The organism is Burkholderia sp. Ac-20353, from assembly GCF_017104785.1.
Taxonomy (GTDB): domain Bacteria; phylum Pseudomonadota; class Gammaproteobacteria; order Burkholderiales; family Burkholderiaceae; genus Burkholderia.
This window is the reverse complement of sequence record NZ_JAAGPL010000038.1, coordinates 13,013-37,818: the sequence shown is the minus strand read 5'-3', so window position 1 is coordinate 37,818 and position 24,806 is coordinate 13,013. Positions and strand designations below refer to the sequence as shown.

The window sequence follows — 24,806 nt, the reverse complement described above, 5'->3', positions numbered from 1 at the left end:
GCGAATACTTCGTCGATTCGCAGGCGCGCCGCGAACCTGAAACAGACCTGAACGCTTCCTGAATTTTCGTTCAGGAAGATCAGGAAAACCCCGCCTTTGACGTTACGTTGCTTGTCACGCCGAACCGCCTGCGCTAGCCTGAAACTACCCCACAGGCGGTTCCACGATGAAGATCCTGATCCTCGAAGACCAGCGCAAGCTGGGCCTTTACCTCAAGCAGGCGCTGGCCGAACGTGCATACACGGTGACCTGGGTCGAGAGTTGCGCGCAGGCACGCGAAGCCCTTTGCGAATCGAGTTACGACGTCATCGTGCTCGATCTGGGTTTGCCCGACGGCGACGGCCTCGAGCTGCTGCGCGAATGGCGCAGCGCCGGATTCAACGAGCCGGTGCTGATCCTGAGCGCGCGCGACGCAGTCGAAGATCGCGTGAAAGGGCTCGACGTCGGCGCCGACGACTACCTGCCGAAACCCTTCAGCCTCGAAGAGCTGCTCGCCCGGATGCGCTCGCTGCTGCGGCGCCAGTCGTCGGTCAAGGAAACCGTGCTGCAGCACCAGGGCATCAAGCTCGACCTGCTGAGCCGCACCGTCCACCTGAACGGCAAGCCGATCGACCTGACGAGCCGCGAGTTCGCGTTGCTGGAGATCTTCCTGCAGAATCCCGGCCGCATCCTGACGCGCACGCTCATTGCCGAGAAGATCTGGGAATCGCATTACGACGTCGACACCAACCTGCTCGACGTCTATATGAGCCGGCTGCGCGGCAAGTTCGAAGCGCCGCTCGGCAAGCCGCTGTTCAAGACGGTGCGCGGCGTCGGTTACCAGCTGCTTTGACGTCCTCCGCTTCCTAAAGGGAGCGGATTCCCACGACTGGCGATGCACGTCCGCATCGGAGAATGTTCAGCGCAGCATTGGTATCTCGATCATGCACGACACCGCATTCGCTGCAGGCCCACTCTCTAATTCGCAGTCCCGCGATACCTTTCGGCCGCGTCGTGCTGTCTTTCGACCCGCACGACGAACAGGACTGGGTCGAACCGCTTTCGTCCACTTCCACGAACGTGGCTCCGTGCGCCATCGCCTTGTAACGGAGCTTGTCCCGGAAGGACGACCAGGCTGCGTCGTAGACGCTCTTCGCCAGCCTGGTTCTGGCGAGTTTCGCGGCCGACACGTTGCCGACCGCGATGTAATCGAAGCGTCGCACCAGATCGAGCGCGAGCTTGTGCTGAAAGTCGGCGCGGGCATTCGCCACCTTGGCGTGCAGCTTCGCGATATGCCGCTTGTGCTTGCGCGCGCGCTGCGCCTTCGCGAGCTTGTCGGCCGCGCGCCGGCCGAACTGGTCATTGGGCAGCTTCTCGCCGGTCGAAAGTGTTGCGAAGTCTTTCAGGCCGAGATCGATGCCGACGCCGCAACGGATCGGGCGCGCCTGAACATCGGGGATCTCGACCACGATGTTGAGGAACCAGTTGCCGCGCGCATCTTGCGCAAAGTTGGTTCCGTCCTTGATCTTGCCATCGGGAAGCGGGCGACAGCTGAACACGCGGAAGGTGTTGCCGGCGAAGCGGAACGCGTCGCCCTCGCGTTTCAGGTCGCGGCCCTTCAGCGGCACCCAGCCCAGCGATTTCCTGCCGCGATAGCGCAGGTAGGGGCGACGGTGCTGGCTGCGCGACTTCGCGAACTGCTCGCACGTTGCGTTGACCGTGCCGGAATGGATGCCGAGTTCCTTGCTGCTGCCGGTCGTCAGCACGTTCAGGTCGAAACCCGTCGGCCACTTCTTGTTCCACTTGAGCGCGTGTTTCTGCGTGTCATTGCAGAAATTCCACACGTAGTTCACCGCTCGGCTCTGCTTGTTCAGCAGGCCGTTGAGCGACTTCACCCGGTAGCGATAGACAAGAATCATGCCGGTCATTCTAACGAAGGAATGCCGCCTGTCGGCGGCGCTCCTTTCCTCCTCGCCATCAATGGCGAGGTCTCCAGGAGCAACTGATGAAGTCGATCGGCGCGCGCCTCGCGATCTGCTACGTGCTCGCATCGACCGTCACGTTCGCGTCGCTGTTTCTTGCCGGGCGGTATTTCATCGAACACCACGCGATCCACGCACTGGATCTGCTCAACCAATCGGAGTTCGAACAGATTCGCGCCGCCTCCACTTCGCTCGGCACGAAGCCGCCGGAAGCGGAACTGCGCCAGCGCGTGCAGTCGATGATGTCCGACAACCTGGAACTGTTTTTTACCGAGATCTACGGGCCTGGCGGCACGGTGGTGTTTCGCTCGCCGGACCTGCACGGACGCGATCTCGTCCCGTCGCCTCGCCACCAGCAGGCGTTCAACACGGATATCGAAGGGCTGGGCGAGCTGCGCGCGGGCAGCTTCGCGCTCGGGCCGTATACGGTCGTGGTGGCCACCACGAAGGGGCACGTGCGCGTCGTGATGAGCGCGTACGAACATACGTTCTACGGATTGCTGGTCGTCATGGTCGTGGTCAGCAGCGTGATCGGCTACGGCTTCAGCCGGATGGCGCTGCGCCCGCTGCGGCTGATCCAGGACACCGCAGACCGGATCCGCTCGGACAACCTGAGCGAGCGCATCCCGGTGTCCGCCGCGCGCGACGAGATTTCGGACCTCGCGCGCCTGCTTAACCAGATGTTCGACCGCCTCGAAGCGTCGTTCGACCAGATCCGGCGATTTACCGCGGAAGCCTCGCACGAGTTGAAGACCCCGCTGACGCTGGTGCGGCTGCAGGCCGAGAAGCTGGTCGTCGACGGCCAGTTGACGACGGCGCAGGAACACGCGGTGCAGATCCAGATCCGCGAACTGGCCCAGCTCAATCGCATCATCGAGGACCTGCTGTTCCTGTCGCGCGCCGATGCGCGCGCGATTTCGCTCGATCTGCGGCCGCAGGATCCGGAGCCGTTCCTGCAGAATTTCGCGCAGGACGCCCATGTGCTCGCCGAACACCGCGAGCAGCGCTTCTTCCTCACGCATCACGGCAGCGGGCAGGCCGCGATCGAGCCGAAGTGGATCCGCCAGGTGCTGCTGAACCTGCTCAGCAATGCGCTCGCGGCCTCCCCGCCGGGAAGCCGCGTCACGTTGCGTTCCACGTTGATGAACCAATGCTGGCAGGTCCGTCTGGAGGACGAAGGGCCCGGCGTCGCCGCCGAACAGCGCGAACGCATCTTCGAGCGCTTCGTGCGCGTCCAGCGTCCGGGCCACGAGGACAAGGGCAGCGGCCTCGGCCTCGCCATCTGCCGCAGCCTCGTCGAACTGCACGGCGGCCACATCTACGCCGAGGCCGGGCCCGGTGGCCGCGGGCTGTCGATGGTCTTCGAGATTCCCGCCACCACGCCACCCGGTCCCGCCGGCCCGCCGCCGCTCAACGCGCCGCTCCATTCGACCGACGCAGCGTGAGCAGGACGCAGGCGCGCACTACATGTCGCGCTGATAGCCGACGTAGTACGAGAAGCGGTTGGTGTCGCTCACGTGCGTAATGCCGCGCCCGAACGAGAACAGCAGGCGGTCGCGCTCCGTCAGCCCGTAGATGCCGCCGAGATTGAAGCCGGCCGCGGACGGATCGTCACGGCTCGCCGCGCCGATGTAGAAGACTTCGCCGCCGAGCTGGAGGCGTTCGCCGAACTTGCGCAACACGGCCCAGCCGCCGGTCCAGTAGCCTTGCTGTCCCGCGTGGCGGTTCACGACGTACCCGCCGCCGCCGAACGTCGTCCAGTCGCCGATCGTCTTCTGCGCCCACAGCGGCAGCAGCACGTGCGCATGCCCGTCGCCAAGGCCCAGGCGCTCGTTGCCGGACGGCAGCGTGACGCTCGGCGCGAACGCGACCTGTGGACGCCAGCCCGCGTCGTCCTCGGCGATGAAGCGATACTTCGCGCCGAGTTCGGTGTCGCCGAAGCCGTAATGGGTGCGATTCGCGGTTTCGTGCATGAACGCCATGCCGAGCGTCGCATTGATCTGCACGTTGTCAGCCAGTCCGTAGTTGATCTCGACGCCCGGCAGCATGCCGCCATGGCTGCCGGCGCGCACCGTGCCCGACGCGGCGGCATCGATTTCGAAGTGCCCGCGCTCGACGGGCTCCGGATCGTCGGTCACGAACGGCGGGCCGGCCAGCGCGGCATGACAGGCCAGCGCTGCGCCGACGGCGAGCGCCGCCTTGACGAATCGGGCGCGACGCGGCGTGCGACGCGCGGCCGGAACCGGATGACGGATGACGGACATGACGCGGTTTCTCCTGGGCGAATGGTGGCCGGCGCCGTATGTGGGCGCCCGGTGCGAGACACGAGCGGGATAGGTCAGAGGAAAGACGGATGAGGCGGAAAGATGCACGGGTGCGCGACGGGTACGTGACGGCCACGCGAGATGCGGGTGATGCGGGTGATGCGGGTGATGCGGGTGATGCGGGTGCCGCGCCGGCCCACCGGATACGCGGACCGGCGCGGTGGGCCGAGGTCAGTGGCCCGCGTCGGAGAACTGCGGCGGGCGCCACTTGAGCAGCCGGTTCTCGAGTTGCGTGAGCACGAATTCGGCGCCGAGCGCGACGACCGCGAGCACGATCATTGCGGCAAACACGCCGGCCGCGTTGAACGCGCCCTGCGCGGTCGAGATCAGCAGCCCGATCCCCTGCTTCGAGCCGAGGAATTCGCCGACCACGGCGCCCACCAGCGCGAACCCGAAGCTCACGTGCAGGCTCGCGAGAATCCAGCTCATCGCGGCCGGCAGCACGACCGTCAGCGTCACGTCGTGTTTCGACGCGCCGAGGATATGTGCGTTGGCGATCAGGTTGCGATCGGCCTCGCGCACGCCCTGGAATGCATTCGCGAACACCACGAAGAACACCATCACGACCGCCAGCGCGACCTTCGACGCCATGCCGAGACCGAGCGCGATGATGAACACCGAGCCGAGCACCACGCGCGGGATCGAGTTCGCGATCTTGATGTAGAGGCTGAACACGTCCGCGAGCAACTTGTTGCGGCCCAGTGCGATCCCGGCGATCACGCCGCCCACGCTGCCGATCAGGAAGCCGAGCGCGGTCTCCTCGAGCGTCACGAGCACCTGGACCCACAACGGCCCTTGCGACGTTCCCTCGGTCAGCCACTGCCAGATCTGCTCAGCGATCAGCGACGGCGTCGAAAAGAAAAACGGATCGATCCAGCCAACGCGGCCCGCGAGCTCCCACCCGCCCAGCGTCACGACCAGCACCGCGAGCCGCAACACATGCACGAGCGTCTGGCGCCGGCGCATGTTCGCCTGGGCCCGCACTTCCACCTGCCGCAGCTCGATCTCGTTCGACGCGGCACCTGTCATCGGGGTATTCATGCTGTTCCTCAATGCGCCCGCGGGCGCTCAGATGTGGACTTCGTCGCGCAGATCGTTCCAGATCTGCCGCGACAGTTCGATAAAGCGGGGGGAATAACGCGATTCCGCGACGTCGCGCGGACGCGGCAGGTCGATTTCGTATGACGTCTTGACGGTCGCGGGGCCCGAGGTCAGCACGAACACCTTGTCCGCGAGCGCGATCGCCTCTTCGATGTCGTGCGTGACGAACACGACCGATGCGCCGTTCACGCTCCACAGATGCAACAGCTCGTCCTGCATCAGCGTGCGCGTCTGCACGTCGAGCGCCGAAAACGGCTCGTCCATCAGCAGGATCTCGGGTTCATTGATGAAGGTCTGGGCCAGCGCCACGCGCTTGCGCATGCCGCCGGACAGCTGGTGCGGATAGTGGCGCTCGAAGCGCGCGAGACCGACGCGGCGGATCCATTCCATCGCGCGCTCGTACGCCAGCGCCTTGTTCTCGCCGCGGTACAGCGGGCCGGCCGCGACGTTGTCGAGCACGTTCTTCCACGGGAACACCGCGTCCGACTGGAACACGAAGCCGATGCGGCGATCGATGCCGGCGACGGGCTCGCCCCAGATCCTGACCGTGCCGGCGCTCGGCGCGGCGAGGCCCGTGATCAGGCTGAGCGTGGTGGATTTGCCGCAGCCCGTCGGGCCGACGACGGCGCAGAACTCGCCCTTGCCGACGCTCATGCTGAAGTTCTGCAGCGCCATGATCGCCTTGCCTTCCGGACTGACGAAGCGGCGGCTGACGCGGTCGAGCTCGATCGCCGGAACATCGTTCGATGCGGCGACGGGATGCTGCGCGATTGCGAGGGGAGCTGTCATTGGGTTACCACCTATGGGACCAGATTGATATCGACGAAGCGTGAGCGACGGCCCGCTGGCGGACCGTCGCGGCGAGCGCGTTACTTGATCTGCACGGCGTTGATGAATTCGGTCGTGTAGGTCTTCGACAGATCGATCTTGTGACCCATCACCGCCTTGTCGAACGACCCGAGCACTTTCAACACGGTGGGCGGGCCCGATTCCGGCATGCGGCCGTCCGCAATGAACATCACCTTGCCGCTGGCCAGCGCCTTCGTGTACATCGCGCGGTCGCCCGCGTAGTAGTCGGCCGGCATCTGCGCGGTGATTTCCTCCGCGCTGTGCGTGTTGATGTAGCGCAGCGTCTTGACGAACGCGTTAGCGAGCTTCTGCACGGTCGCCTTGTGCGACTGCACCCAGTCGTTCTGCATGTACAGGCTGGCGGCCGGATACATGCCGCCGAGCCACTTCTGCGTGCTCTCGGGCGAGCGCAGGTCGACCAGCACCTTCGCGTCGCCGGTGTTCACGAGGCGCGACACCGTCGGCTCGGTCGTCATGCCGCCGTCGATCTTGCCCTGCTTGATCGCGGCGATGAACGTGTTGCCGGCGCCGACGGGCAGCGACGTCATCTCCGACGTCTTCACGCCGTGCGATACGCCGAGGTACTGCGTGAGGAAGTTGGTCGACGAGCCGAGGCCGGTGACGCCCAGCGTCAGCCCACGGAAGTCGGCCGGCGACTTGACCTTGCCGGCAACCTTCGACGAGATCAGCTCGACTTCGCCGGGCGTATGGCTGAACTGCACGACGGACTCGATGTACTTGCCTTTCGCCTGCAGGTCGATCGTGTGATCGTAGAAGCCGACGACGCCCTGCACCGTGCCGGCGACCAGTTCGTTCTCGGCATCGACGCCCGCCGCCTCGTTGATCAGCTCGACGTCGAGGCCCTGCTCCTTGAAATAGCCGAGCCGCTCGGCGAGCTTCGCCGGCAGGTAGATCTGCTTTTCCATGCCGCCGACCATCAGGGTGAGCTTCTCGGCGGCATGTGCGGCCGGCACCAGGGTGCCGAGCACGAGCGCGCCGGCAGCGATGCGCAGGACAGTGTGTTTCATGGGATGTTCTCCTCCGGTTTCGTCAGGTGTGGCGTATTGCCTTCCATGTGGCGTTCGCGCCGTGCGTCGCGTCGCGTCGGGACAGGACGGGACGCATCGGCTCACGGAACGGTTTCAGTTATACGGGGCAACCTTAAAATCAGGCTGAACGCAATATGAATGTCCGTTCAGGGATGCGCGGCCGTGCTTCGGTGCGCGCCGGATCGCGATCCCATCGCTTGCTACCTGAGCTTCGCCCGCTCTTCGCGCGTCTCTTGCGCGCTCAGCGGGAAGTACGCCGAATAGCGCACGGGCTCCTGGCCGTCGCGGCTCAGCACATAGCGCAGGAACGCTTTTTCCTGCGGCGTCAGCGGACGATTCAGGCGGATGTACATGTAGCGCGTGAGCGGGTAGCGGCCGCTCGCCGCGTTCTGCGCGTCGATTGCCTGGAACGGCTCGCCCGCGCCGCGCGCGACCGCGAGCGTCTTGAGTCCGGGGCCGCCTTCCTCGAGCCCGCCGAAACCGATCGCGCCCGGGTCCGCGGCGATCGCGCGTGCCGTCGCGTCGATCGATCCCTCGTGTACCGCGGCGTTCCAGGCCCCACCCGCCAGCACCATGACCTGCATCGACATCGCGTTCGGCGCGGTGTGCGGCGGGACGTGGATCGAGATCGGCCGGTCGGCCCACGCACCGGTCAGGCCCAGCTGGCCCCATCGCGTAATGCCGGGGTGCTGCTGCAGGATCGATGCGAGCTGCGGCAGCGTGATGCCGTTCAGCGGATTGTCCGGATGCACGAAGATCGCCTGCGCGGTGGTCCGTTGCGGCGTGTCGAAGCCGCCGCGCGCGACGCGGATCTCGAGCGGCGCCGCGTCGTGGCGAATCCGCGCGTAATCGGCGCGCTCGTCCGGCCAGAGTTCGCGGCCCATCGGCGCCATCCCGGTGTCGCCCGCGAGCAGCGCATGAAACCCGTTCAGCGTGCCGAGATGCTCCCACCGGTCGCCCTTGCGCACGCCCGGTTGCACGCGCGTGAAGCCGTCGATCCACGTATCCATCAGCGATTTCATCCCGTCGCTGCCGACGCTGTCGATCGCGCCGCGCAGGCCCGTCACCGCACGATAAGAGGCAAGCTGCGCATCGAGCGGCGGCAGGAAGCCATCGAGCTTCGCACGTTCGCGCGCGGCGTCGGCCGCGGTGAGCGGCGTGAAACGCGCCTGGCTCGCGACGATCGCCTGGCCCGCGTCGCTCAGCGTGAACGTCAGGAACGCCTTGACCTTGGGCGGCAGCGGAGCGCCAGGCCGCCGGTTCACGGCGAGGTAAGCCGCATGCCCGTCGAGATCCGCGACACGCACGAGCAACGGCGACTTCATCATGTCGCCGGCGAACTGGTGCGCGTACGGCTGCAGTTCGGTCGGCAACGGCTCGCGCGCGAGCGGCGCGACATCGGCGTCGCCGAACATCAGCGCGCCGAACGCGGTCGCACTGCCCGCGTGCCACCAGTGAGAGCCTTTGCGGATCCCGTGCTGGCGTCGCTCGAAGCCGGCCAGCCACGCGTCGAGCAGCGGCCCCATCGCGTCGTCCCCGACGCTGCTGAGCGTTCCGCTCAGGTTCGGCAGGCTCTGATAGGCCGGCAACCCCGCTTCGGGATCGGCCGCGCGCGCGGCGCACGGCGCCAGGAACGCCACGCAGACAGCAAGCGCGAGGCCGGATCCGGCGCGGCGCAAGAGCGCCGACGGTGCGCACGGATCCTGAACGCGCAACGGCTGGGGCGAATAAAATGGGAGCCGCAGCGACGGGGGCAGCAGCGACGACGAGGCGCGCCGCCATGACAGATTGAAAACGGGCACGGGGGGTCTCCTGCCGGAGGTGGAGGATGGCGCGCGGCGGCCCGGCTTACGGTCAGGAACGCCGCCCCGCCATCGCGCCCGGAGAAGCTGTCGCAACGGTACGGCCGCACGCTGAAGCGAACCTGAACCGATGCTGAAAAATCGTTCAGGCTCGATCGGGCGTTCCATGAACGGATTTTCAGGATGTCTTCAGATTGCGTTCATCCGGCGCCACTATCGTTCGGCACATGGCATGAGTGCGGCGCCGCTTCGACCGGGGCGCTTCAGTTTTCCGCGCCGGCTGCCTCACAATGAAGCGACAGCAGCATCACGCACGCTTTGAACAAAGGAGGAGACATCTCGTGAATCGAATCGAACCCCGTTGCGCAACGAGCCGGCGCCAGACGCGTCGTCGCCTGTCGCGTCTGGTCATCGCTGCGTCGGTCGTATCGGCGTGGGCGCTCGGCGCCTCGGCCGCCGACACCCCGTCGACGCCGATGGTCGAGTGGGTCGTGCCCGCGCTGAAGACGGTGGCGCCGCAAACCAAGGAGCAGGCCGATGAAGGGATGAAGGTCGGCCGTGCGCTGCTCGAACCGGAAGTCCTCCAGCCACGCATCGACGCTGCGCTGCCCGACTATCGCCCCCGCACCGACATCAAGCTCGCCGGCACGTTCAAGGGCGCGGCGTCCGACGTGCTGCCGTCGCTCGTCAACCGCTGGATCGAGGGCTTCAAGCAGTATTACCCGAACGTCGACATTCGCATTGCACCGCCGTACGCGGGCAGCCTCGGCGCGAAGGAGCTGGTCAAGCAGAACCTCGACTTCGTGTTCGTCTCGCGCGAGCTCAAGCCGGACGACGTCACCGACTTCAAGACCCGGTTCGGCTACGGCCCGCTCAGCGTGCCGATTTCCGGCGGCTCGTACCGGCACTTCGGCTTCCTGGACGCGATCGGCTTCTTCGTCAACAAGGACAATCCGCTGGAGAAGCTGAGCTACGCGCAGATCGACGCGCTCTACTCGCGCACGCACCTGCGCGGCGGCAAACCCGTCAAGACTTGGGGTGACCTCGGTCTCACCGGGGAATGGGCTGACAAGCCCGTGCATGTCTACGCGATCAAGCCGTGGAACGGCTTCGAGGAGTTCGTCCGGCAACGCGTGCTGAGCGCCAACGGCCAACGTGGCGAGTGGCGCGACGACATCCACTACGACAAGCTCGTGTTCCCGCTCGCGAAGGATGTGGCCGATGATCGCTACGGCATCGGCTTCTCGGGCATCGCCTATATCGACGCACCCGTGAAGATGCTGCCGCTCGCGGCCTCGGACAATGGCCCGTACGTCGCACCGACCTACGAAAACGTCGCGCTCGCGACCTATCCGCTAAGCCGGCTGATCTACTTCAACACCAACAAGGCGCCCGGCAAGCCGCTCGATCCGGCCATCGCCGAGTTCCTGCGCTACGTGCTGAGCAAGCAGGGGCAGCAAGCGGTGATCGATCACGCGATGTACGTGCCGCTGCGCGCGCAGCAGGCGGAAAGCTCGCGCGCGCTGCTGTCCAACTGAGCACGCGTCAACCCGCGCTCCACCTCGCCCAACCCGGCGCCGCCAGCCCGCCTCCCGCATTCGCACCGGGCGGCGGCGCCTCCAGGAGGTCTTCCCATGCACCGACCCATCCGGGCCGTCACGGCGGCGCTCGCGCTCGCGTCGGCCGCGACGGCCGCGACGGCCGCGACGGCATATGCCGCCCCAATCGCCGCGCCCTATGCGCAGCAACTCGTCGACACCACGCTGGCCGCGCACCCCGAGCTGACGATCCTCGCGCTACACGTCACCCCACCGACGGAAACCGACAACGTGATCATCGCGTCGAACATCGGCCGGATCGGCAAGCGGGCCGATGCCGACGACCTGGCCGTGCTCGACAGCGGCCAGCCCCGCGTCGAACTGACAAAAACCGGTGACCTGTCGGTCGAGTTGCCGATGCACGACGCCGGGGGCAAGACGATCGGCGTCATCGGCTCGACGTTCCGCTACGCGCCGGGCATCGATCGCGCGGTGATCGTGCGCGGGGCCGAGCGTGTGCGCGACGAGCTGGCGGAACGCACGCCATCGTTGGCCACGCTGTTTCAATCGACGCGCTGACCAGCCCCGGCCGCCTGAAAATCCGTTAAGGAACGCTTAAGGTCCGGTTTAACTTCACGGCCCATCATCATGGCAAGGCAGAAGCCTCGTCGAGCATGACAGGCGCCGGCCCCGCCGCTGCACTGCGAGCCGGGCCGACGCACCCCGATACGCTGCATGCCCCCCATCGCCCCGTCGAGGGCGAACCCACGAGTACATCTTCAATCAGGAGACGCACATGAAACAGACCCGGAAGATTGGCGAGTTGCGCAGGTCCGCGGCGGCATCGGTCGCGGCGGTGGTAGGCATCGCGGCGCTGGGCGCGCTGACGTCGCCGCCGGCATTCGCGTTGAAGTACGCGGCGGTCGAGCATCACCTCAAGGTCGACCCGTCGATTCCGGGCTGGCGTCCGGGCGAAGTCGAGTCGGTGCCGGAGGAGGAGCTGCGCGTCGTCGGTGCGGACGTGATGGACGAGATCACGCTCGGATGGATCAAGATGTATCGAAAGGCCTACCCGCACCTGAGCGTCACCATGGAGGCCAAGGCATCGGGCTCCGGCGGCCCGGCGCTGACCAACGGCACCGCGGACCTGGCACCCGTCGGGCGTGAACTGCTGCCGGCCGAGGAGAAGGCGTTTGTCGACAAGTTCGGCTACAAGCCGCTTGCGATTCGCGTCGCGACCGGCAGTGTCGGCTCGCTCGGCAAGACGGCGACGTCGGTCGTGCTGGTCGACAAGGACAATCCGGTCAAGGGGCTGACGATGGCCCAGCTCGACGCGATCTATTCGAAGACGCGCAATCGCGGCCATGCCGACATCAGCACGTGGGGCGATCTCGGGCTCGGCGGCGAGTGGGCCGACCGGCCGATTCACCTCTACGGCCTGAAGCCGGTCAACGGCATCGAATACTTCCTCAAGCTGAACCTGCTCGAAGGCGGCGAGTACAAGGACAACATCCAGTTCGTGAAGGGCAAGGGCTTCACGCATGCGTTCACGGTGGCCGCCGAGGACATGGCGACGCATCCGGGCGGGCTCACGTATGCGCTGCTCGCCAACGTGACGCCCAACGTGAAGGTCGTGCCGCTGGCTGCCAGCGAAGGCGGTCCGTACCTCGCGCCGACGCTGCAGAACGTGTACACGCACAAGTATCCGCTCTCACGCTACGTGTACATCTTCGTCAACAAGAAGCCCGGCGAGCCGCTGCAACCGAAGATCAAGGAGTTCCTGAAGCTGGTGTTGAGCCGCCAGGGGCAGGACGTCGTCGCGAAGGAAGGTGTCTATATCCCGCTGACCCCGGCTGTCGTCAAAGAAGAGCTCGCCAAACTCGATCAGGCGGATTGATCGGACGGCGGTCGCGATCGTGACGGCCACCCCATTGCAGGCTGAATTCGCATTCAGACCGCGTTAACGCTGGTTCAAGGTGGCGAGCCTACACTCGACTCGCACCTGCTTCCATGACGCCCACCGGGCAAAGAGAGGAGACACATGAAGACCCTGACCAAGACCCTGCTCGCCGCGACGCTCGGCGTCCTGACGGCCGCTGCGCTGCCTGCGGCCGACGCCGCCACCGCCGCGCCAGAACCGCACGCGAAGAACTGGACGCCGCCGAGCACGAAGATCTACGCACAGAAGCTGTCCGAGCAGATCATGAAACAGCATCCCGAACTGCTCAGCGTGACCCTCCACGGCGTTCCTCCGGGTATGCAGGATGCCTACACGATGTTCGCCGGCTCCTACCTCGACCGCATCGGCAATGCTGACGATCCGGACGACATCGATATCTCCAAGAAGGGCATCACGATCGTCGACCCGCGCTGGCACCGGCCCAACGACACGGTCAGGAAGTTCGTGATGATGCTGCCGCTGCGCGACGCGAGCGGCGAGAACGTCGGCGAGATCGTCCTCGCATACAAGAACGACGGTGCCAACGCCAAGGGCGAAACTGCATTCTTCCTCGCGTCGACGCGCCTGCGCGATGCGCTGCAAAAGCAGATCCCGAACTACGGCGCGCTGTTCGAGCCGGCGAAGTAACCGGACGCGGCCCGCCACGCTTGCAATGCCGCGTCTCCGGCGCGCCGGGGAAGCGGCCTGTTTCATCGAGCCAACCAGATCGAGGAGTCTGACCATGCGTTTGCGAATTTCCGCGCTCGTGCCGCTGACGGCGCTCGTGGCCGCGGTCCTGGGCACGACGCTGCCGCACATCGCGCACGCAGCGACGCCCGCCGCCGAGACCGCCGAGCCCGCCGGCGCCGCGAGCGCGCCGCTGCGGCTGGTCGGCAGCACCGCGCTGCCGGACTACAAGGGCGATTTCGACCACTTCGCGGCCGATGTCACCGGCGGGCGGCTGTTCCTTGCCGGCGAAGACGGCGCGACGCTCGAAGTGTTCGACCTCGGCAGCGGCAGGCATCTGCGCACGGTCAAGGGCTTCGACCAGCCCCATGCGATCCTGTACCTGCCGGACCTGAACCGCCTGATCGTCACCGACAGTGGCGCCGGGATGACGCGTATCGTCGACGGCGCGAGCTATCGCATCATCGGCTCGATCCCGCTCACTGCCGGTGCGGATTCGATGCGCTACGACCCGTCGCGCCGCCATATGTACATCGTGACGGGCGGCAAGAACGCCGAGCCGAAGATGACGCGGACGATCGTCTCGGAAGTCGATCCGCGCACGAGCGGCCATATTGGCGACGTGACGTTCGACACCGACTTCACCGAGGCGATGGCGGTCGAGCAACACGGACATCGCCTGTTCGTCAATGTGACCGGCAAGAGCACCCTCGCCGTTGTCGACAAGGCAACGCGCCAGGTGATGGCGAACTGGCCGATCCATGGCGCGGAGCTGAATGCGCCGATGGCCTTCGACGAGACGCATCAGCGCCTGTTCGTCGGCACGCGCAAGCCGTTCAAGCTGCTGGTGCTCGACGCTGCGAACGGCAACATGATCGCGTCGTTCGACGCGCCCCAGCGCACGAACGAGGTGATCTTCGACGAACAGAACCAGCGCATTTACCTGGCCGGCGACGACTATCTGAGCGTGATCCAGCAGAAGGATCGCGACCATTACGAGGAAATTGCGCGCGTGCCGACGGCCAAGGGGGCCAAGACGGCCATTCTGGTGCCTGCCCGCAATCGTCTCTATGTCGCGGTGTCACCGGGTGACGCAGGAACCGGCGGCAGGCTGATGCGCTTCGACGTCCTGCCAACGACAGGCGCGAAAGCGTTGGCCAGCAGGTGATGGGTTGCCGGCGCGTATGGATTTCAGCCTCCCGACATCGCCGCGCTGGCTCGAAATTCCCGAGGTGAACAGCCAACGATCCGTTTGAATGCATGACTGAACGCGCTATCGGAATCGTAGCCGAGCGACTGCGCGACTGCCGATACCGCCGCATCCGATTGCCGTAGCGCACGCATCGCGAGTTGCATGCGCCAGCGCAGCACATATTCGAGCGGGCCGAAGCCCATCCGTTGCTTGAAGCGTGCTGCAAACGTCGAACGCGACACATTGCAACGCGCGGCGAGATCATCGACGGTCCACCGCCGCGCGGGTTCCGCGTGAATCGCCGTAATCCCCGTTGCGATACGCGAGTCCGTGAACGCGGCGAGCCAGCCGGTCTCGTTGTGCGCGTGCGTCTCGGCATGAACGCGCAGGATCTGCACGAGCATCATGTGCGCGAGGTGGCGCACCATGAGCGACGCGCCAAGAGACGGCGCACCGAATTCGGACGCGAGCCGCTGCAGCGCCCAGCGCAGCACTGTCGCCGGCTCCGAGCGACCGCTCACGATCACGACCGGAGGCAGGCTACCGAGCAGCAGATGCGCGTTGTCCTCGAATGTGAAGCGGCCACCAACGAGAAAGCAATTCTCCGGCGCGCCATAACGGGCGATGCCATCCTGCATCTCGCGATAGACATCGGTTGCCGCGACCGGCGGCACCGCAAGATCACTCGCCAGCACAAATCGGCGTGGTGCGGCGAGCAGGAAGCAGTCGCCGGCCTCCAGCCGTGCCGGCGGACCGGCGCCGTCGACCGCGAGCCAGCAACTGCCGTCGACCACCGCATTGAACTTGATGCCGTCGGGCGGCGGGATGTCAATCGCCCAGTCGCCGCCGGCACGCAGGCCGGTGAAGTACGAGCTGCGCGTTTCCAGCAGTGACAACACTTCAGACAACGGATCCATTCGCACACCCCGGACGATCTCGATGGTTTTCCGGATTTTAGGACATTCACAGTCTGATTCTGCTTGCCGAAAATGAGAAGGCTGCCAACCCGACCATTCCGACGTTCGTCACCTCTGCAAGGAGCCCAAACAATGAACCAGCAGATTCCCCTTTCCTCCGGATTCGGTGCGGCCTCCACGGCGCGCGACGTACTCGCCGGCATCGACCTGGCGGGCGCCACCGCGATCGTGACAGGCGGCCATTCGGGCCTCGGGCTCGAGACAACGCGCGCGCTCGCCGCGGCCGGCGCGCGGGTTATCGTGGGCGCGCGCCAGCCCGACGCCGCGCACAACGCGACGCGAGATATCGACGGCGTCGAGATCGCCGAGCTCGATCTCGCGGACCTCGCGAGCGTTCGCGCATTCGCCGCGCGCTTCGTCGACGCGAATCGCGCGGTGCGCATCGTGATCAACAGCGCGGGTGTGATGGCCTGTCCCGAGATGCGCATCGGTTCCGGATGGGAAGCACAGTTCGCGATCAACCATCTCGGGCACTACGCGCTCGTCAACTGGCTATGGCCGGTACTCGCGCACGGCGACGGCGCGCGCGTGGTCGCGGTGTCGTCGCTCGGGCACCGTCTGTCCCCGATCCGCTGGGACGACGTGCAGTTCGCGGACGGCTACGACAAGTGGCTCGCGTACGGGCAGTCGAAAACCGCGAATGCGCTGTTCGCCGTTCACCTCGATGCACTCGGCGCGCCGCACGGCGTACGGGCGTTCTCGCTGCATCCCGGCAAGATCGCGACGCCGCTGCAGCGCCACTTGACGCGCGAAGAGATGATGGCACAAGGCTGGGTGGACGAGCACGGGACGCCGATTGATCCGACCTTCAAGACGCCGGAGCAAGGCGCCGCGACCCAGGTATGGGCAGCGACGTCGCCCCGGCTTGATGGACTTGGTGGCCTGTACTGCGAGGATTGCGATGTCGCGCCGATCACGACAGGCGATGAGGAAGCAGGCGTGCGCCCGCATGCAATCGATCCGGAACAGGCGGCACGGCTCTGGCGGCTGTCCGCGCGGTTGACGGGAGCCGACGCATTCGCACAGCACAACTGACGCGGGCGCACAACCCGTTCACCCGTTGCGCTCGACCGGATGCGGCTCCCTGAGCCGGTTCGCGACCCGCACCGCCTCATAGTACGCGGCATTCGGCGGCCGCTTCAGGTACCGCCCCGCGCCGCGCACCGCGCGCAGGTCGCCATCGGCCCAGGCCAGCGCACCGCGCGTCAGCGTATGCGTCGCGACACCCCGCACCGTCATCCCTTCGAACACGTTGAAGTCGACCTTCTGATGGTGCGTGTTCACCGAGATCGTCTTCGTCGCGGCCGGATCCCAGACCACCAAATCGGCATCCGCGCCGACCTGCACCGCGCCCTTGCGCGGATAGAGGTTGAAGATCTGCGCGGCGTTCGTCGACGTGATCCTCACGAACTCGTTCGGCGTGATGCGGCCGTGATTCACACCGTGATGCCACAGCACCGACATCCGGTCCTCGACGCCACCGCAGCCGTTCGGGATCTTCGTGAAATCGTCGCGGCCCATCGCCTTCTGCGACGCGCAGAACACGCAATGGTCGGTCGCGGTCGTATGCAGCTGGCCGGACTGCAGCCCGCGCCACAACGCTTCGCGATGCTCGGCCGAGCGGAACGGCGGGCTCATCACATGCGCGGCCGCGCGGGTCCAGTCGGGGTCCCGATACACGGCCTCGTCGATCACGAGATGCCCGGGCAGCACCTCGCCGAACACGCGCAGCCCCTCGTTGCGCGCACGCGCGATCGCGTCCACCGCGTCCTTTGCCGATACGTGCACGATGTAGACCGGCACGCCGAGCACCTGTGCGATGCGGATCGCGCGATTCGCGGCCTCGCCTTCGACCTCCGGCGGGCGCGACAGCGGATGCGCCTCCGGCCCCGTCATCCCGCGCGCGAGCAACGCCTGCTGCAGGCGGAACACGAGCTCGCCATTTTCCGCATGCACGGTCGGTAGCGCGCCGAGCTCGAGCGAGCGCGAGAAGCTGTTCACGAGGATCTCGTCGTCCGCCATGATCGCGTTCTTGTACGCCATGAAATGCTTGAAGCTCGACACGCCATGATCGTGCACGAGCGTGCCCATGTCGCGATGCACGGTTTCGTCCCACCACGTCACCGCGACATGAAAGCCGTAGTCGGCCGCCGCCTTTTCCGCCCAGCCGCGCCATTCGCGGAACGCGTCCATCAGCGGCTGCTTCGGGCTCGGAATCACGAAGTCGATGATGCTCGTCGTGCCGCCCGCGAGCCCGGCCGCGGTGCCCGTGTAAAAGTCGTCGCTCGCCGTCGTGCCCATGAACGGCAGTTCCATGTGCGTATGCGGATCGATGCCGCCCGGCATCACGTATTGCCCGTGCGCGTCGACGACCGACGTGCCTGCGGGCGCTTCGATCGTGTCGGCGATCTGCAGGATCGTGCCGCCGTCCTGCGGATCGGCGCACAGCACGTCCGCACGCCAGGTGCGGTCTGCATCGACGACGGTACCACCGCGTATCAGGGTTGCCATGTTGCTGCCTCCTCGTTGACTGTCTGTGTTCGAACCACGCGCGCCGCCGTTCAGGCGCTCGCGACCTGTGCGCCTTGCCCGGCGCGCCACTTCATCCACGCTCCGTACACGGCCGATGCCAGCACGAGGCCGACGAACCACGCGTACGTGTAGAGCGTGTTGAAAAACGCAGGCACGTTCGGAAACGACGCGGGAAATGCGGTATGCAGGAAGCCCGGCAGGTTGGGCAGCACGCCGACCGCGAGCGCGACCAGTGCCGCGGGATTCCAGCCGCGCGTGTAGCTGAAGCGGCCGTTCTCGTCGAACAGCGCGCGCGCATCGAGCTGCGTGCCGCGGATCAGGAAGTAGTCCACCATCAGGATGCCCGCGACCGGCCCGAGCAGCGCCGAGTACCCGACCAGCCACGTGAAGATGTAGCCTTCGGTGGTCGCGAGGATCTTCCACGGCATCATCACGATCGCGATCGTCGCAGTGATCAGGCCGCCCGCGCGATACGAGATCCGCTTCGGCCACAGGCTCGAGAAATCGTAAGCAGGACCGACAAGATTCGCGGCGAGGTTGCAGCACATCGTGTCGAGCGTCAGGATCACGAGCGCGATGCCCACGCCGATTCCGGTCATCCGGCTCGTCAGGTCGATCGGATCCCAGATCGCCTTGCCGTAGATCACGACGGTCGCCGACGTCACGACCACCGACACCACCGACAGCAGTGCCATCGGCACCGGCAGCCCGACCGATTGCCCGATCATCTGGTCGCGCTGCGAATGCGCGAAGCGCGTGAAATCGGGAATGTTGAGCGCGAGCGTCGCCCAGAAGCCGACCATCGCGGTCAGGCCAGGCCAGAACGTCGCCCAGAACAGCCCTTCCTTCTTGCCGCCCGCCGCAAACTGCGACGGTGCCGACAGCATCGAGCCGAACCCGCCCGCCTTCGACGTCGCCCACCAGACGAGCGCGACGCACATCACGACCTTGATCGGCGCCGACCAGCTTTCGAGCCAGCGGATCGAGTCGGTGCCGTGCAGGATGAAGTAGAGCTGCAGCGCCCAGAACACCAGGAAGCACGCAAGCTGCGCGCCCGAGATGCCGACGAACGGCAGCGCGGCGCCATGCAATGCATTGCCCGTCAGGATGTTGAGCAGCGTGTAGATCGCACTGCCGCCGAGCCAGGTCTGGATGCCGTACCAGCCGCACGCGACGATCGCGCGCAGCAGCGCCGGCAGCTTCGCGCCCTGCGTGCCGAACGACGAACGCACGAGCACCGCGTACGGAATGCCGTGCTTCGCGCCCGCGTGACCGATCAGCAGCATCGGCACGAGCACGATCAGGTTGCCGAGCAGCACGGTCAGCACCGCCTGCCATGGCGACATGCCCTCCTCGGTCAGGCCGGCCGCAAGCATGTACGACGCGATGTTCATCACCATCCCGACCCATAGCGCCGCGAAGTGATACCACTTCCACGTGCGTTGCGCGGCCGTCGTCGGCGCAAGGTCGTCGTTGTAGAGACTGCCGCCATGCGCGGCTGCGCCATCAGGGTCAGCAGGGGTCGCTGTCAGCTTCATCAAGGCACTCCACGGAAACATCCGCACCGGTGCCGCGTCGCGCGACACCGGGCCGAAGGGATCTGAAACGGCGCGCCCCGGCGCTTGCCGCCGGAGTGTGCCGGACGCCGGTCAAGCGGCCTTTGCGTGCTTCCCGGGCTCCGCCGCGCTCGCGCCTGCATCGACGCGCGCCGGATTGTTCGGATGCGTGGTCCAGTTCGCATAACCGCCCGCGTCGACACGCTCCATCGTGATGCATTGCTCGACCGGACAGACATGCATGCATAAATTACACCCGACGCATTCGGCGTCGATCACCTCGAAGTGGCGCATGCCGTCCTTCTCGCGCGTGATCGCCTGGTGCGACGTGTCCTCGCACGCGATGTGGCACAGCCCGCACTTGATGCAGCGATCCTGGTCGATGCGCGCCTTGATGTCGTAGTTCAGGTTCAAGTACTTCCAGTCGGTGACGTTCGGCACCGCGCGGCCGCGCACGTCGTCAAGCGTCGCATAGCCTTTCTCGTCCATCCAGTTCGACAGCCCGTCGGCGAGATCCGACACGATCCGGAAACCGTAATGCATCGCCGCCGTGCACACCTGCACGCTGCCTGCGCCGAGCACGATGAATTCCGCCGCATCGCGCCACGTCGATATGCCGCCGATGCCGGAGATCGGCAGGTTCGGCGTCTGCGGGTCGCGCGCGATTTCCGCGACCATGTTCAGCGCGATCGGCTTGACCGCCGGGCCGCAGTAGCCGCCATGCGTGCCTTTGCCGTCGACCGTCGGCAGCGGCGCCATCAGGTCGAGGTCGACCGCGACGATCGAGTTGATCGTGTTGATCAACGACACGCCGTCCGCCCCGCCCTTGTATGCGGCGCGCGAACCCATCCGGATGTCGCTGATGTTCGGCGTCAGCTTCACGAGACACGGCAGCTTCGTGCCTTCCTTCACCCAGCGCGTGACCATCTCGACGTATTCCGGCACCTGCCCGACCGCCGCGCCCATCCCGCGCTCGCTCATCCCGTGCGGACACCCGAAATTGAGTTCGACCGCGTCCGCGCCCGTGTCCTCGACGAGTGGCAGGATCCATTTCCAGTCGCGTTCGTTGCACGGCACCATCAACGATACGATCAGTGCGCGGTCCGGCCAGTCGCGCTTCACCTGCGCGATCTCGCGCAGGTTCACGTCGAGCGGACGGTCGGTGATCAGCTCGATGTTGTTCAGCCCCGCGATGCGTTGCCCGTTCCACTGAACCGCGCCGTAGCGCGAACTGACGTTGACGACGTGCGGATCGAGCCCGAGCGTCTTCCAGACCACGCCGCCCCAGCCCGCTTCGAACGCGCGGTTCACGTTGTAGGCTTTGTCGGTCGGTGGCGCGGACGCGAGCCAGAAGGGGTTCGGCGAAGTGATGCCCGCGATGGTGCAGCGAAGGTCGGCCATATTCGGCTCCGTGAGAGTGGGGTCGTTGTCGTGATCGGTGATGCGTGCGGCACACGCGCGCGGTGCCTGGTCAGGCCGCCCGCGCGGCGCGCCGTGCGAGCGCGGCGCCGATCGACGCGGCCGCGACCTTGCCGTCCTGCACCGCCTGGACCGTCAGGTCGACACCGGCCGTCGCCGCGCAATCGCCGCCCGCCCAGACGTCCGGCAACGTGGTCTGTCCGTTCGCGTCGACCGCGATCCGGCCTCCGTCGAGTGTCAGCAGTTCGCGCGCAATACCGACCGGCACGAGCGTCTGGCCGATCGCCTTCAGCACCATGTCCGCGTCGACCGTGAAGCACTCGCTCGACGCAGCCTCGAATTCCACACCCGTCACCTGTCCGTCGTGGCCGAACAGGCGCACCGGCTTCGCGTGCGTGACGAGCGTGACGCCGTTCTTCTGCGCGAATTCGCGTTCCGCCCAGGTCGCGCTCATCGATTCGACGCCGCGCCGATACACCATCGTGACGCGCGCCGCGCCGAGCTTGCGGCTTTGCACGGCCGCGTCGACTGCCGTATTGCCGCCACCGATCACGACCACACGGCGCCCGACCGGCACCTGCTCGAGCGCATCAGCCTGCCGCACCTGTTCGATGAAGTCGACCGCATTCATCACGCCGACGAGGCCCTCGCCGTCGACTGCGAGTTCGCGGACGCCGCCGAGGCCGATCGCGACGAACACCGCGTCGTGCTGCTGACGCAACGCATCGAGCGTCACGTCGCGCCCGACCGCGATATTGGTCTTCAACTCGATGCCGCCGACCGACAACAGCCAGTCGACCTCGCGCTGCGCAAAATCGTCGACGGTCTTGTAGGCGGCGATTCCATACTCGTTGAGTCCGCCGGCCTTCGCGCGCGCATCGAACACCGTCACGCGATGGCCCGCGAGCGCGAGCCGATGCGCGCACGCGAGCCCGGCCGGTCCCGCACCGACCACCGCGACGTGACGCCCCGTATCGGGCGCCCGCCGGAACGATACGGCGCCCGATGCCATCGCCCAGTCGGTCGCATGCCGCTGCAGCGCGCCGATCGCGACGGGCTGCGCGTCCTGGTGATTGCGCACGCACGCGCCTTCGCACAGGATCTCGGTCGGGCAAACACGCGCGCACATGCCACCGAGCGGGTTCGCGGACAGGATGTCCGTCGCCGCACCCTTCAGGTTGCCGTTGCCGATCTTGCGGATAAAGCCCGGGATGTCGATCTGCGTCGGGCAGGCCTGCACGCACGGCGCGTCGTAGCAGTAGTGGCAGCGGTTCGCCGCGGCCGCTGCGGCGGTCGGATCGAGCAGTGGCGCGATGTCGGCGAATTCGCACGAGAGTTGCGTGGACGACAGGCGATGCGCGGCGATGTCGCCGGTTTTCTGGGTGGCCATACACGTTCCTTCGTCAGTGTGAGGACAAAGCCGTGCCTGCCGGCTGCGCGGATGCGGAGCCGGGACGGCGTGTTTTATGAACGCTGCGGTCAGTCGATAACGGGAATGCCGGCTATGGTTGTGTCGGTTGCATCGGTCGTGTCGTCATGAAACGGCTTCGCACGCGCGCGACAGCATCGCGTGCAGCAGCACGTTCGCGCCTGCCTCGATCCATTCGGGTGTCGCGTCCTCGATCTCGTTGTGACTGATGCCATCGACGCAGGGGACGAACACCATCGACGTCGGCGCAACCTGCGCGAGATAGCACGCATCGTGGCCCGCACCCGACACCATGTCGCGATGCGTATAGCCGAACCGTTCGGCCGCCGCGCGCACGGACTTCACGCAGTCGGCGTCGAACGCGACCGGCTTGTAGTAGAAGATCTGCTCGAGCTGCGTATCGAGGCGGATGCCGGCCGCGATGCGCGCCACGCCGTCGCGCAGTTCGGCGTCCATCTGCGCAAGCACGGCATCGTCAGGATGCCGAAAGTCGACGGTAAAGAACACACGCCCGGGAATCACATTCCGTGAGTTCGGATGGACCTGCATCATGCCCACCGTCGCGCATGCGAGCGGTGCGTGATCAAGGCCGATCCGGTTCACGAGTTCGACCACGCGCGACGCGCCGAGCAACGCATCGCGCCGACGCGGCATCGGCGTCGGGCCCGCGTGCGCTTCCTGTCCGGTCAGCGTGATTTCATACCAGCGCTGCCCCTGTGCATCGGTGACGACGCCGATCGTCTTCTGCTCCGCTTCGAGAATCGGCCCCTGCTCGATATGCAGTTCGAACGCCGCGTGCAGCGGCCGCCCGCCGCACGGCACGTCGCCCGCATAGCCGATGCGCGCGAGTTCCTCGCCGATCGTCTTGCCGTCGATGTCCTTGCGCGATAGACCGTACTCGAGCGAAAACACGCCGGCGAACACGCCCGATGCCACCATCGCAGGCGCGAAGCGCGAGCCTTCCTCGTTGGTCCAGATCACGACCTCGACCGGGTGTTCGGTCTCGATCCCGTGATCGTTCAGGCTGCGGATCACTTCGAGGCCGCCGAGCACGCCGTAGATGCCGTCAAAGCGGCCGCCCGTCGGCTGCGAATCCGCGTGCGAGCCCGTGACGACGGGCGCCGCGTCGGGCACGCGGCCCGCGCGGCGCATGAACACGTTGCCCATCGTATCGACCGTCACCGTGCAGCCGGCCGCCTTCGCCCAGCCGACGATCAGGTCGCGGCCGGCCTTGTCGAGATCGGTCAGCGCGAGGCGGCAGACGCCGCCTTTCGGCGTTGCGCCGATCTTCGCCACCTCCATCAGGCTGTCCCACAAACGCTTGCCGTCGACCTTGATCGACGGATCGACAGTTGCCCGCTTCACTGCTTCCGATACTGCATCCATTCGTATCGCTCCCGTGGGGTCGGTTATGACGTCAGCCCGGTCTGTGCCGGTGCATGTTCGGCTGCTTGGCGGGCGAGCGCCGCACCTGCGTGGTGCATGTCCGCATCGTTCGCGCGATTCGTCCGGCCGATCGCCGGACCGGTTTCCATCGTCTTTCGCCACGCGTCGAATCCTGTCCGATTGGACAGGTTTTAGACGATCAAAATCACCAAATCAATGTCTTTCTTATGGGAATCGACAGAGCGAGAAACGTGCCACCGCATCGCAGCATCGCGCGGACACGGGATGTCGGCGATGCGTGCGCTCGATGCAAACGTGCGGCTAGAATGAAGCCCAACGCGGCATGCGCGCCGCGCGAGGGTAACGATGAGAGATGACGAAGCGGCAGCCGAAGCGACCGAAAGCGACGACGCGCCCGCGCCTATGCGGCGACGCAAGGCGCACATCCGCGAGTCCAACGAAGCACACCTGCTGGCCTGTGCGGAGGCCGTGTTCGCGGAACGCGGGCTCGACGGCGCGAGCACCGCGATGATCGCGGAGCGCGCCGGCCTGCCGAAAGCGAACCTGCATTACTACTTCCCGACCAAGCTCGCGCTGTACCGCCGCGTGCTCGACGACCTGTTCGAGGACTGGCATCGCGCGGCCGGCTCGTTCGAGGCCGACGACGATCCGGTCGAAGCGATCGGCAGCTACGTGCGCGCGAAGATGGCGCTGTCGCGGCGGCGCCCGCTCGGCTCGAAGGTCTGGGCCAACGAGATCATCCACGGTGCCGGGCACATGCAGGACATCCTGTCGGAACGCGTGAAGCCGTGGTTCGATACGCGCGTGAAGGTACTCGACGGCTGGATCGCGCGCGGGCTGCTCGCGCCGATCGACGCGCATGCGCTGATGTATCTGATCTGGGCGACGACACAGCACTATGCGGATTTCGATGCGCAGGTCCGCGCGCTGAGCGGCAAGCGCGCGCTCACGCAGAAGGCGTTCGACGAGAAGACCGAGCAGGTCGTACAACTCGTGATTCGCGCGTGCGGCGCGGTGTCGCCAAAGGCAAAACGATCGGCATGA

21 protein-coding genes are annotated in these 24,806 nt (G+C 66.3%); 9 read left to right on the top strand and 12 right to left on the bottom strand.

The features are described 5' to 3' along the window. The first annotated feature begins 166 nt into the window (after positions 1-166). Positions 167-832 (top strand): response regulator transcription factor, encoded by a 666-nt coding sequence (locus tag G3N94_RS14345; protein ID WP_205793064.1) that lies wholly within the window; start codon positions 167-169, stop codon positions 830-832. A 13-nt stretch (positions 833-845) separates the two neighbouring features. On the opposite strand, the gene G3N94_RS14340 is transcribed toward G3N94_RS14345, so the two are convergent. After that, on the bottom strand, positions 846-1,898 hold the full coding sequence (locus G3N94_RS14340; protein WP_205793062.1) for an RNA-guided endonuclease TnpB family protein: 1,053 nt from the start codon (positions 1,896-1,898) through the stop codon (positions 846-848). 86 nt (positions 1,899-1,984) lie between these two features. Between G3N94_RS14340 and G3N94_RS14335 the strand changes: the two genes are divergently transcribed. Beyond that, a complete protein-coding gene (locus G3N94_RS14335; protein WP_205793060.1) occupies positions 1,985-3,406 on the top strand; it encodes an ATP-binding protein in 1,422 nt (473 codons plus the stop codon). A gap of 18 nt (positions 3,407-3,424) precedes the next feature. Here the strand turns inward: G3N94_RS14335 and G3N94_RS14330 are convergent, their stop codons facing one another. The 5 genes from G3N94_RS14330 to G3N94_RS14310 form a co-directional block, all read right to left on the bottom strand. Further along, positions 3,425-4,225, bottom strand: a complete 801-nt coding sequence (locus G3N94_RS14330) for a hypothetical protein (protein ID WP_205793058.1) — start codon at positions 4,223-4,225, stop codon at positions 3,425-3,427. Between the two features lie 231 nt (positions 4,226-4,456). Beyond that, a complete protein-coding gene (locus G3N94_RS14325; RefSeq protein ID WP_205793089.1) occupies positions 4,457-5,314 on the bottom strand; it encodes an ABC transporter permease in 858 nt (285 codons plus the stop codon). Between the two features lie 39 nt (positions 5,315-5,353). Next, entirely contained in the window at positions 5,354-6,175 is an 822-nt protein-coding gene (locus G3N94_RS14320; RefSeq protein ID WP_205793056.1) for an ABC transporter ATP-binding protein, read from the bottom strand. A gap of 80 nt (positions 6,176-6,255) precedes the next feature. Beyond that, positions 6,256-7,263, bottom strand: coding sequence for an ABC transporter substrate-binding protein (locus G3N94_RS14315; RefSeq protein WP_205793054.1), 1,008 nt, complete (start codon positions 7,261-7,263; stop codon positions 6,256-6,258). Positions 7,264-7,484: 221 nt separating this feature from the next. Next, on the bottom strand, positions 7,485-9,086 hold the full coding sequence (locus tag G3N94_RS14310) for a substrate-binding domain-containing protein (RefSeq protein WP_346778697.1): 1,602 nt from the start codon (positions 9,084-9,086) through the stop codon (positions 7,485-7,487). A gap of 341 nt (positions 9,087-9,427) precedes the next feature. Here G3N94_RS14310 and G3N94_RS14305 point away from each other — a divergent pair, with 341 nt between their 5' ends. From G3N94_RS14305 to G3N94_RS14285, 5 genes are all read left to right on the top strand, one after another. Then, a complete protein-coding gene (locus tag G3N94_RS14305; RefSeq protein ID WP_346778696.1) occupies positions 9,428-10,624 on the top strand; it encodes a substrate-binding domain-containing protein in 1,197 nt (398 codons plus the stop codon). A 96-nt stretch (positions 10,625-10,720) separates the two neighbouring features. Continuing rightward, complete coding sequence (locus tag G3N94_RS14300) at positions 10,721-11,203, top strand: hypothetical protein (RefSeq protein ID WP_205793052.1); 483 nt, start codon at positions 10,721-10,723, stop codon at positions 11,201-11,203. 217 nt (positions 11,204-11,420) lie between these two features. After that, positions 11,421-12,521 carry a substrate-binding domain-containing protein gene (locus G3N94_RS14295; RefSeq protein ID WP_205793050.1) on the top strand — a complete coding sequence of 367 codons (1,101 nt, stop codon included), beginning with the start codon at positions 11,421-11,423 and terminating at the stop codon, positions 12,519-12,521. 144 nt (positions 12,522-12,665) lie between these two features. Beyond that, a complete protein-coding gene (locus tag G3N94_RS14290) occupies positions 12,666-13,211 on the top strand; it encodes a hypothetical protein (RefSeq protein ID WP_205793048.1) in 546 nt (181 codons plus the stop codon). Between the two features lie 94 nt (positions 13,212-13,305). Further along, complete coding sequence (locus G3N94_RS14285; RefSeq protein WP_205793046.1) at positions 13,306-14,418, top strand: hypothetical protein; 1,113 nt, start codon at positions 13,306-13,308, stop codon at positions 14,416-14,418. A gap of 23 nt (positions 14,419-14,441) precedes the next feature. Here G3N94_RS14285 and G3N94_RS14280 read toward each other — a convergent pair whose 3' ends face one another. After that, the gene (locus G3N94_RS14280) at positions 14,442-15,359 is read right to left on the bottom strand and encodes an AraC family transcriptional regulator (protein ID WP_205793044.1); all 918 of its coding nucleotides are present in this window, start codon (positions 15,357-15,359) and stop codon (positions 14,442-14,444) included. 132 nt (positions 15,360-15,491) lie between these two features. Here G3N94_RS14280 and G3N94_RS14275 point away from each other — a divergent pair, with 132 nt between their 5' ends. After that, positions 15,492-16,454: an SDR family NAD(P)-dependent oxidoreductase gene (locus G3N94_RS14275; RefSeq protein WP_205793042.1), complete on the top strand. Its 963-nt coding sequence runs from the start codon at positions 15,492-15,494 to the stop codon at positions 16,452-16,454. An 18-nt stretch (positions 16,455-16,472) separates the two neighbouring features. Here G3N94_RS14275 and hydA read toward each other — a convergent pair whose 3' ends face one another. The 5 genes from hydA to G3N94_RS14250 all read right to left on the bottom strand — a co-directional run bounded on the left by hydA (position 16,473) and on the right by G3N94_RS14250 (position 23,741). Continuing rightward, a complete protein-coding gene (gene hydA, locus G3N94_RS14270) occupies positions 16,473-17,930 on the bottom strand; it encodes a dihydropyrimidinase (RefSeq protein ID WP_205793040.1) in 1,458 nt (485 codons plus the stop codon). 50 nt (positions 17,931-17,980) lie between these two features. Then, positions 17,981-19,489 carry an NCS1 family nucleobase:cation symporter-1 gene (locus G3N94_RS14265; protein WP_205793038.1) on the bottom strand — a complete coding sequence of 503 codons (1,509 nt, stop codon included), beginning with the start codon at positions 19,487-19,489 and terminating at the stop codon, positions 17,981-17,983. Between the two features lie 111 nt (positions 19,490-19,600). Next, the gene (preA, locus tag G3N94_RS14260) at positions 19,601-20,908 is read right to left on the bottom strand and encodes an NAD-dependent dihydropyrimidine dehydrogenase subunit PreA (RefSeq protein ID WP_205793036.1); all 1,308 of its coding nucleotides are present in this window, start codon (positions 20,906-20,908) and stop codon (positions 19,601-19,603) included. Positions 20,909-20,978: 70 nt separating this feature from the next. After that, complete coding sequence (locus G3N94_RS14255) at positions 20,979-22,316, bottom strand: NAD(P)-dependent oxidoreductase (RefSeq protein WP_205793034.1); 1,338 nt, start codon at positions 22,314-22,316, stop codon at positions 20,979-20,981. 144 nt (positions 22,317-22,460) lie between these two features. Further along, entirely contained in the window at positions 22,461-23,741 is a 1,281-nt protein-coding gene (locus tag G3N94_RS14250; protein ID WP_205793032.1) for a Zn-dependent hydrolase, read from the bottom strand. Between the two features lie 366 nt (positions 23,742-24,107). Here G3N94_RS14250 and G3N94_RS14245 point away from each other — a divergent pair, with 366 nt between their 5' ends. Beyond that, positions 24,108-24,806, top strand: coding sequence for a TetR/AcrR family transcriptional regulator (locus G3N94_RS14245; RefSeq protein WP_241021840.1), 699 nt, complete (start codon positions 24,108-24,110; stop codon positions 24,804-24,806).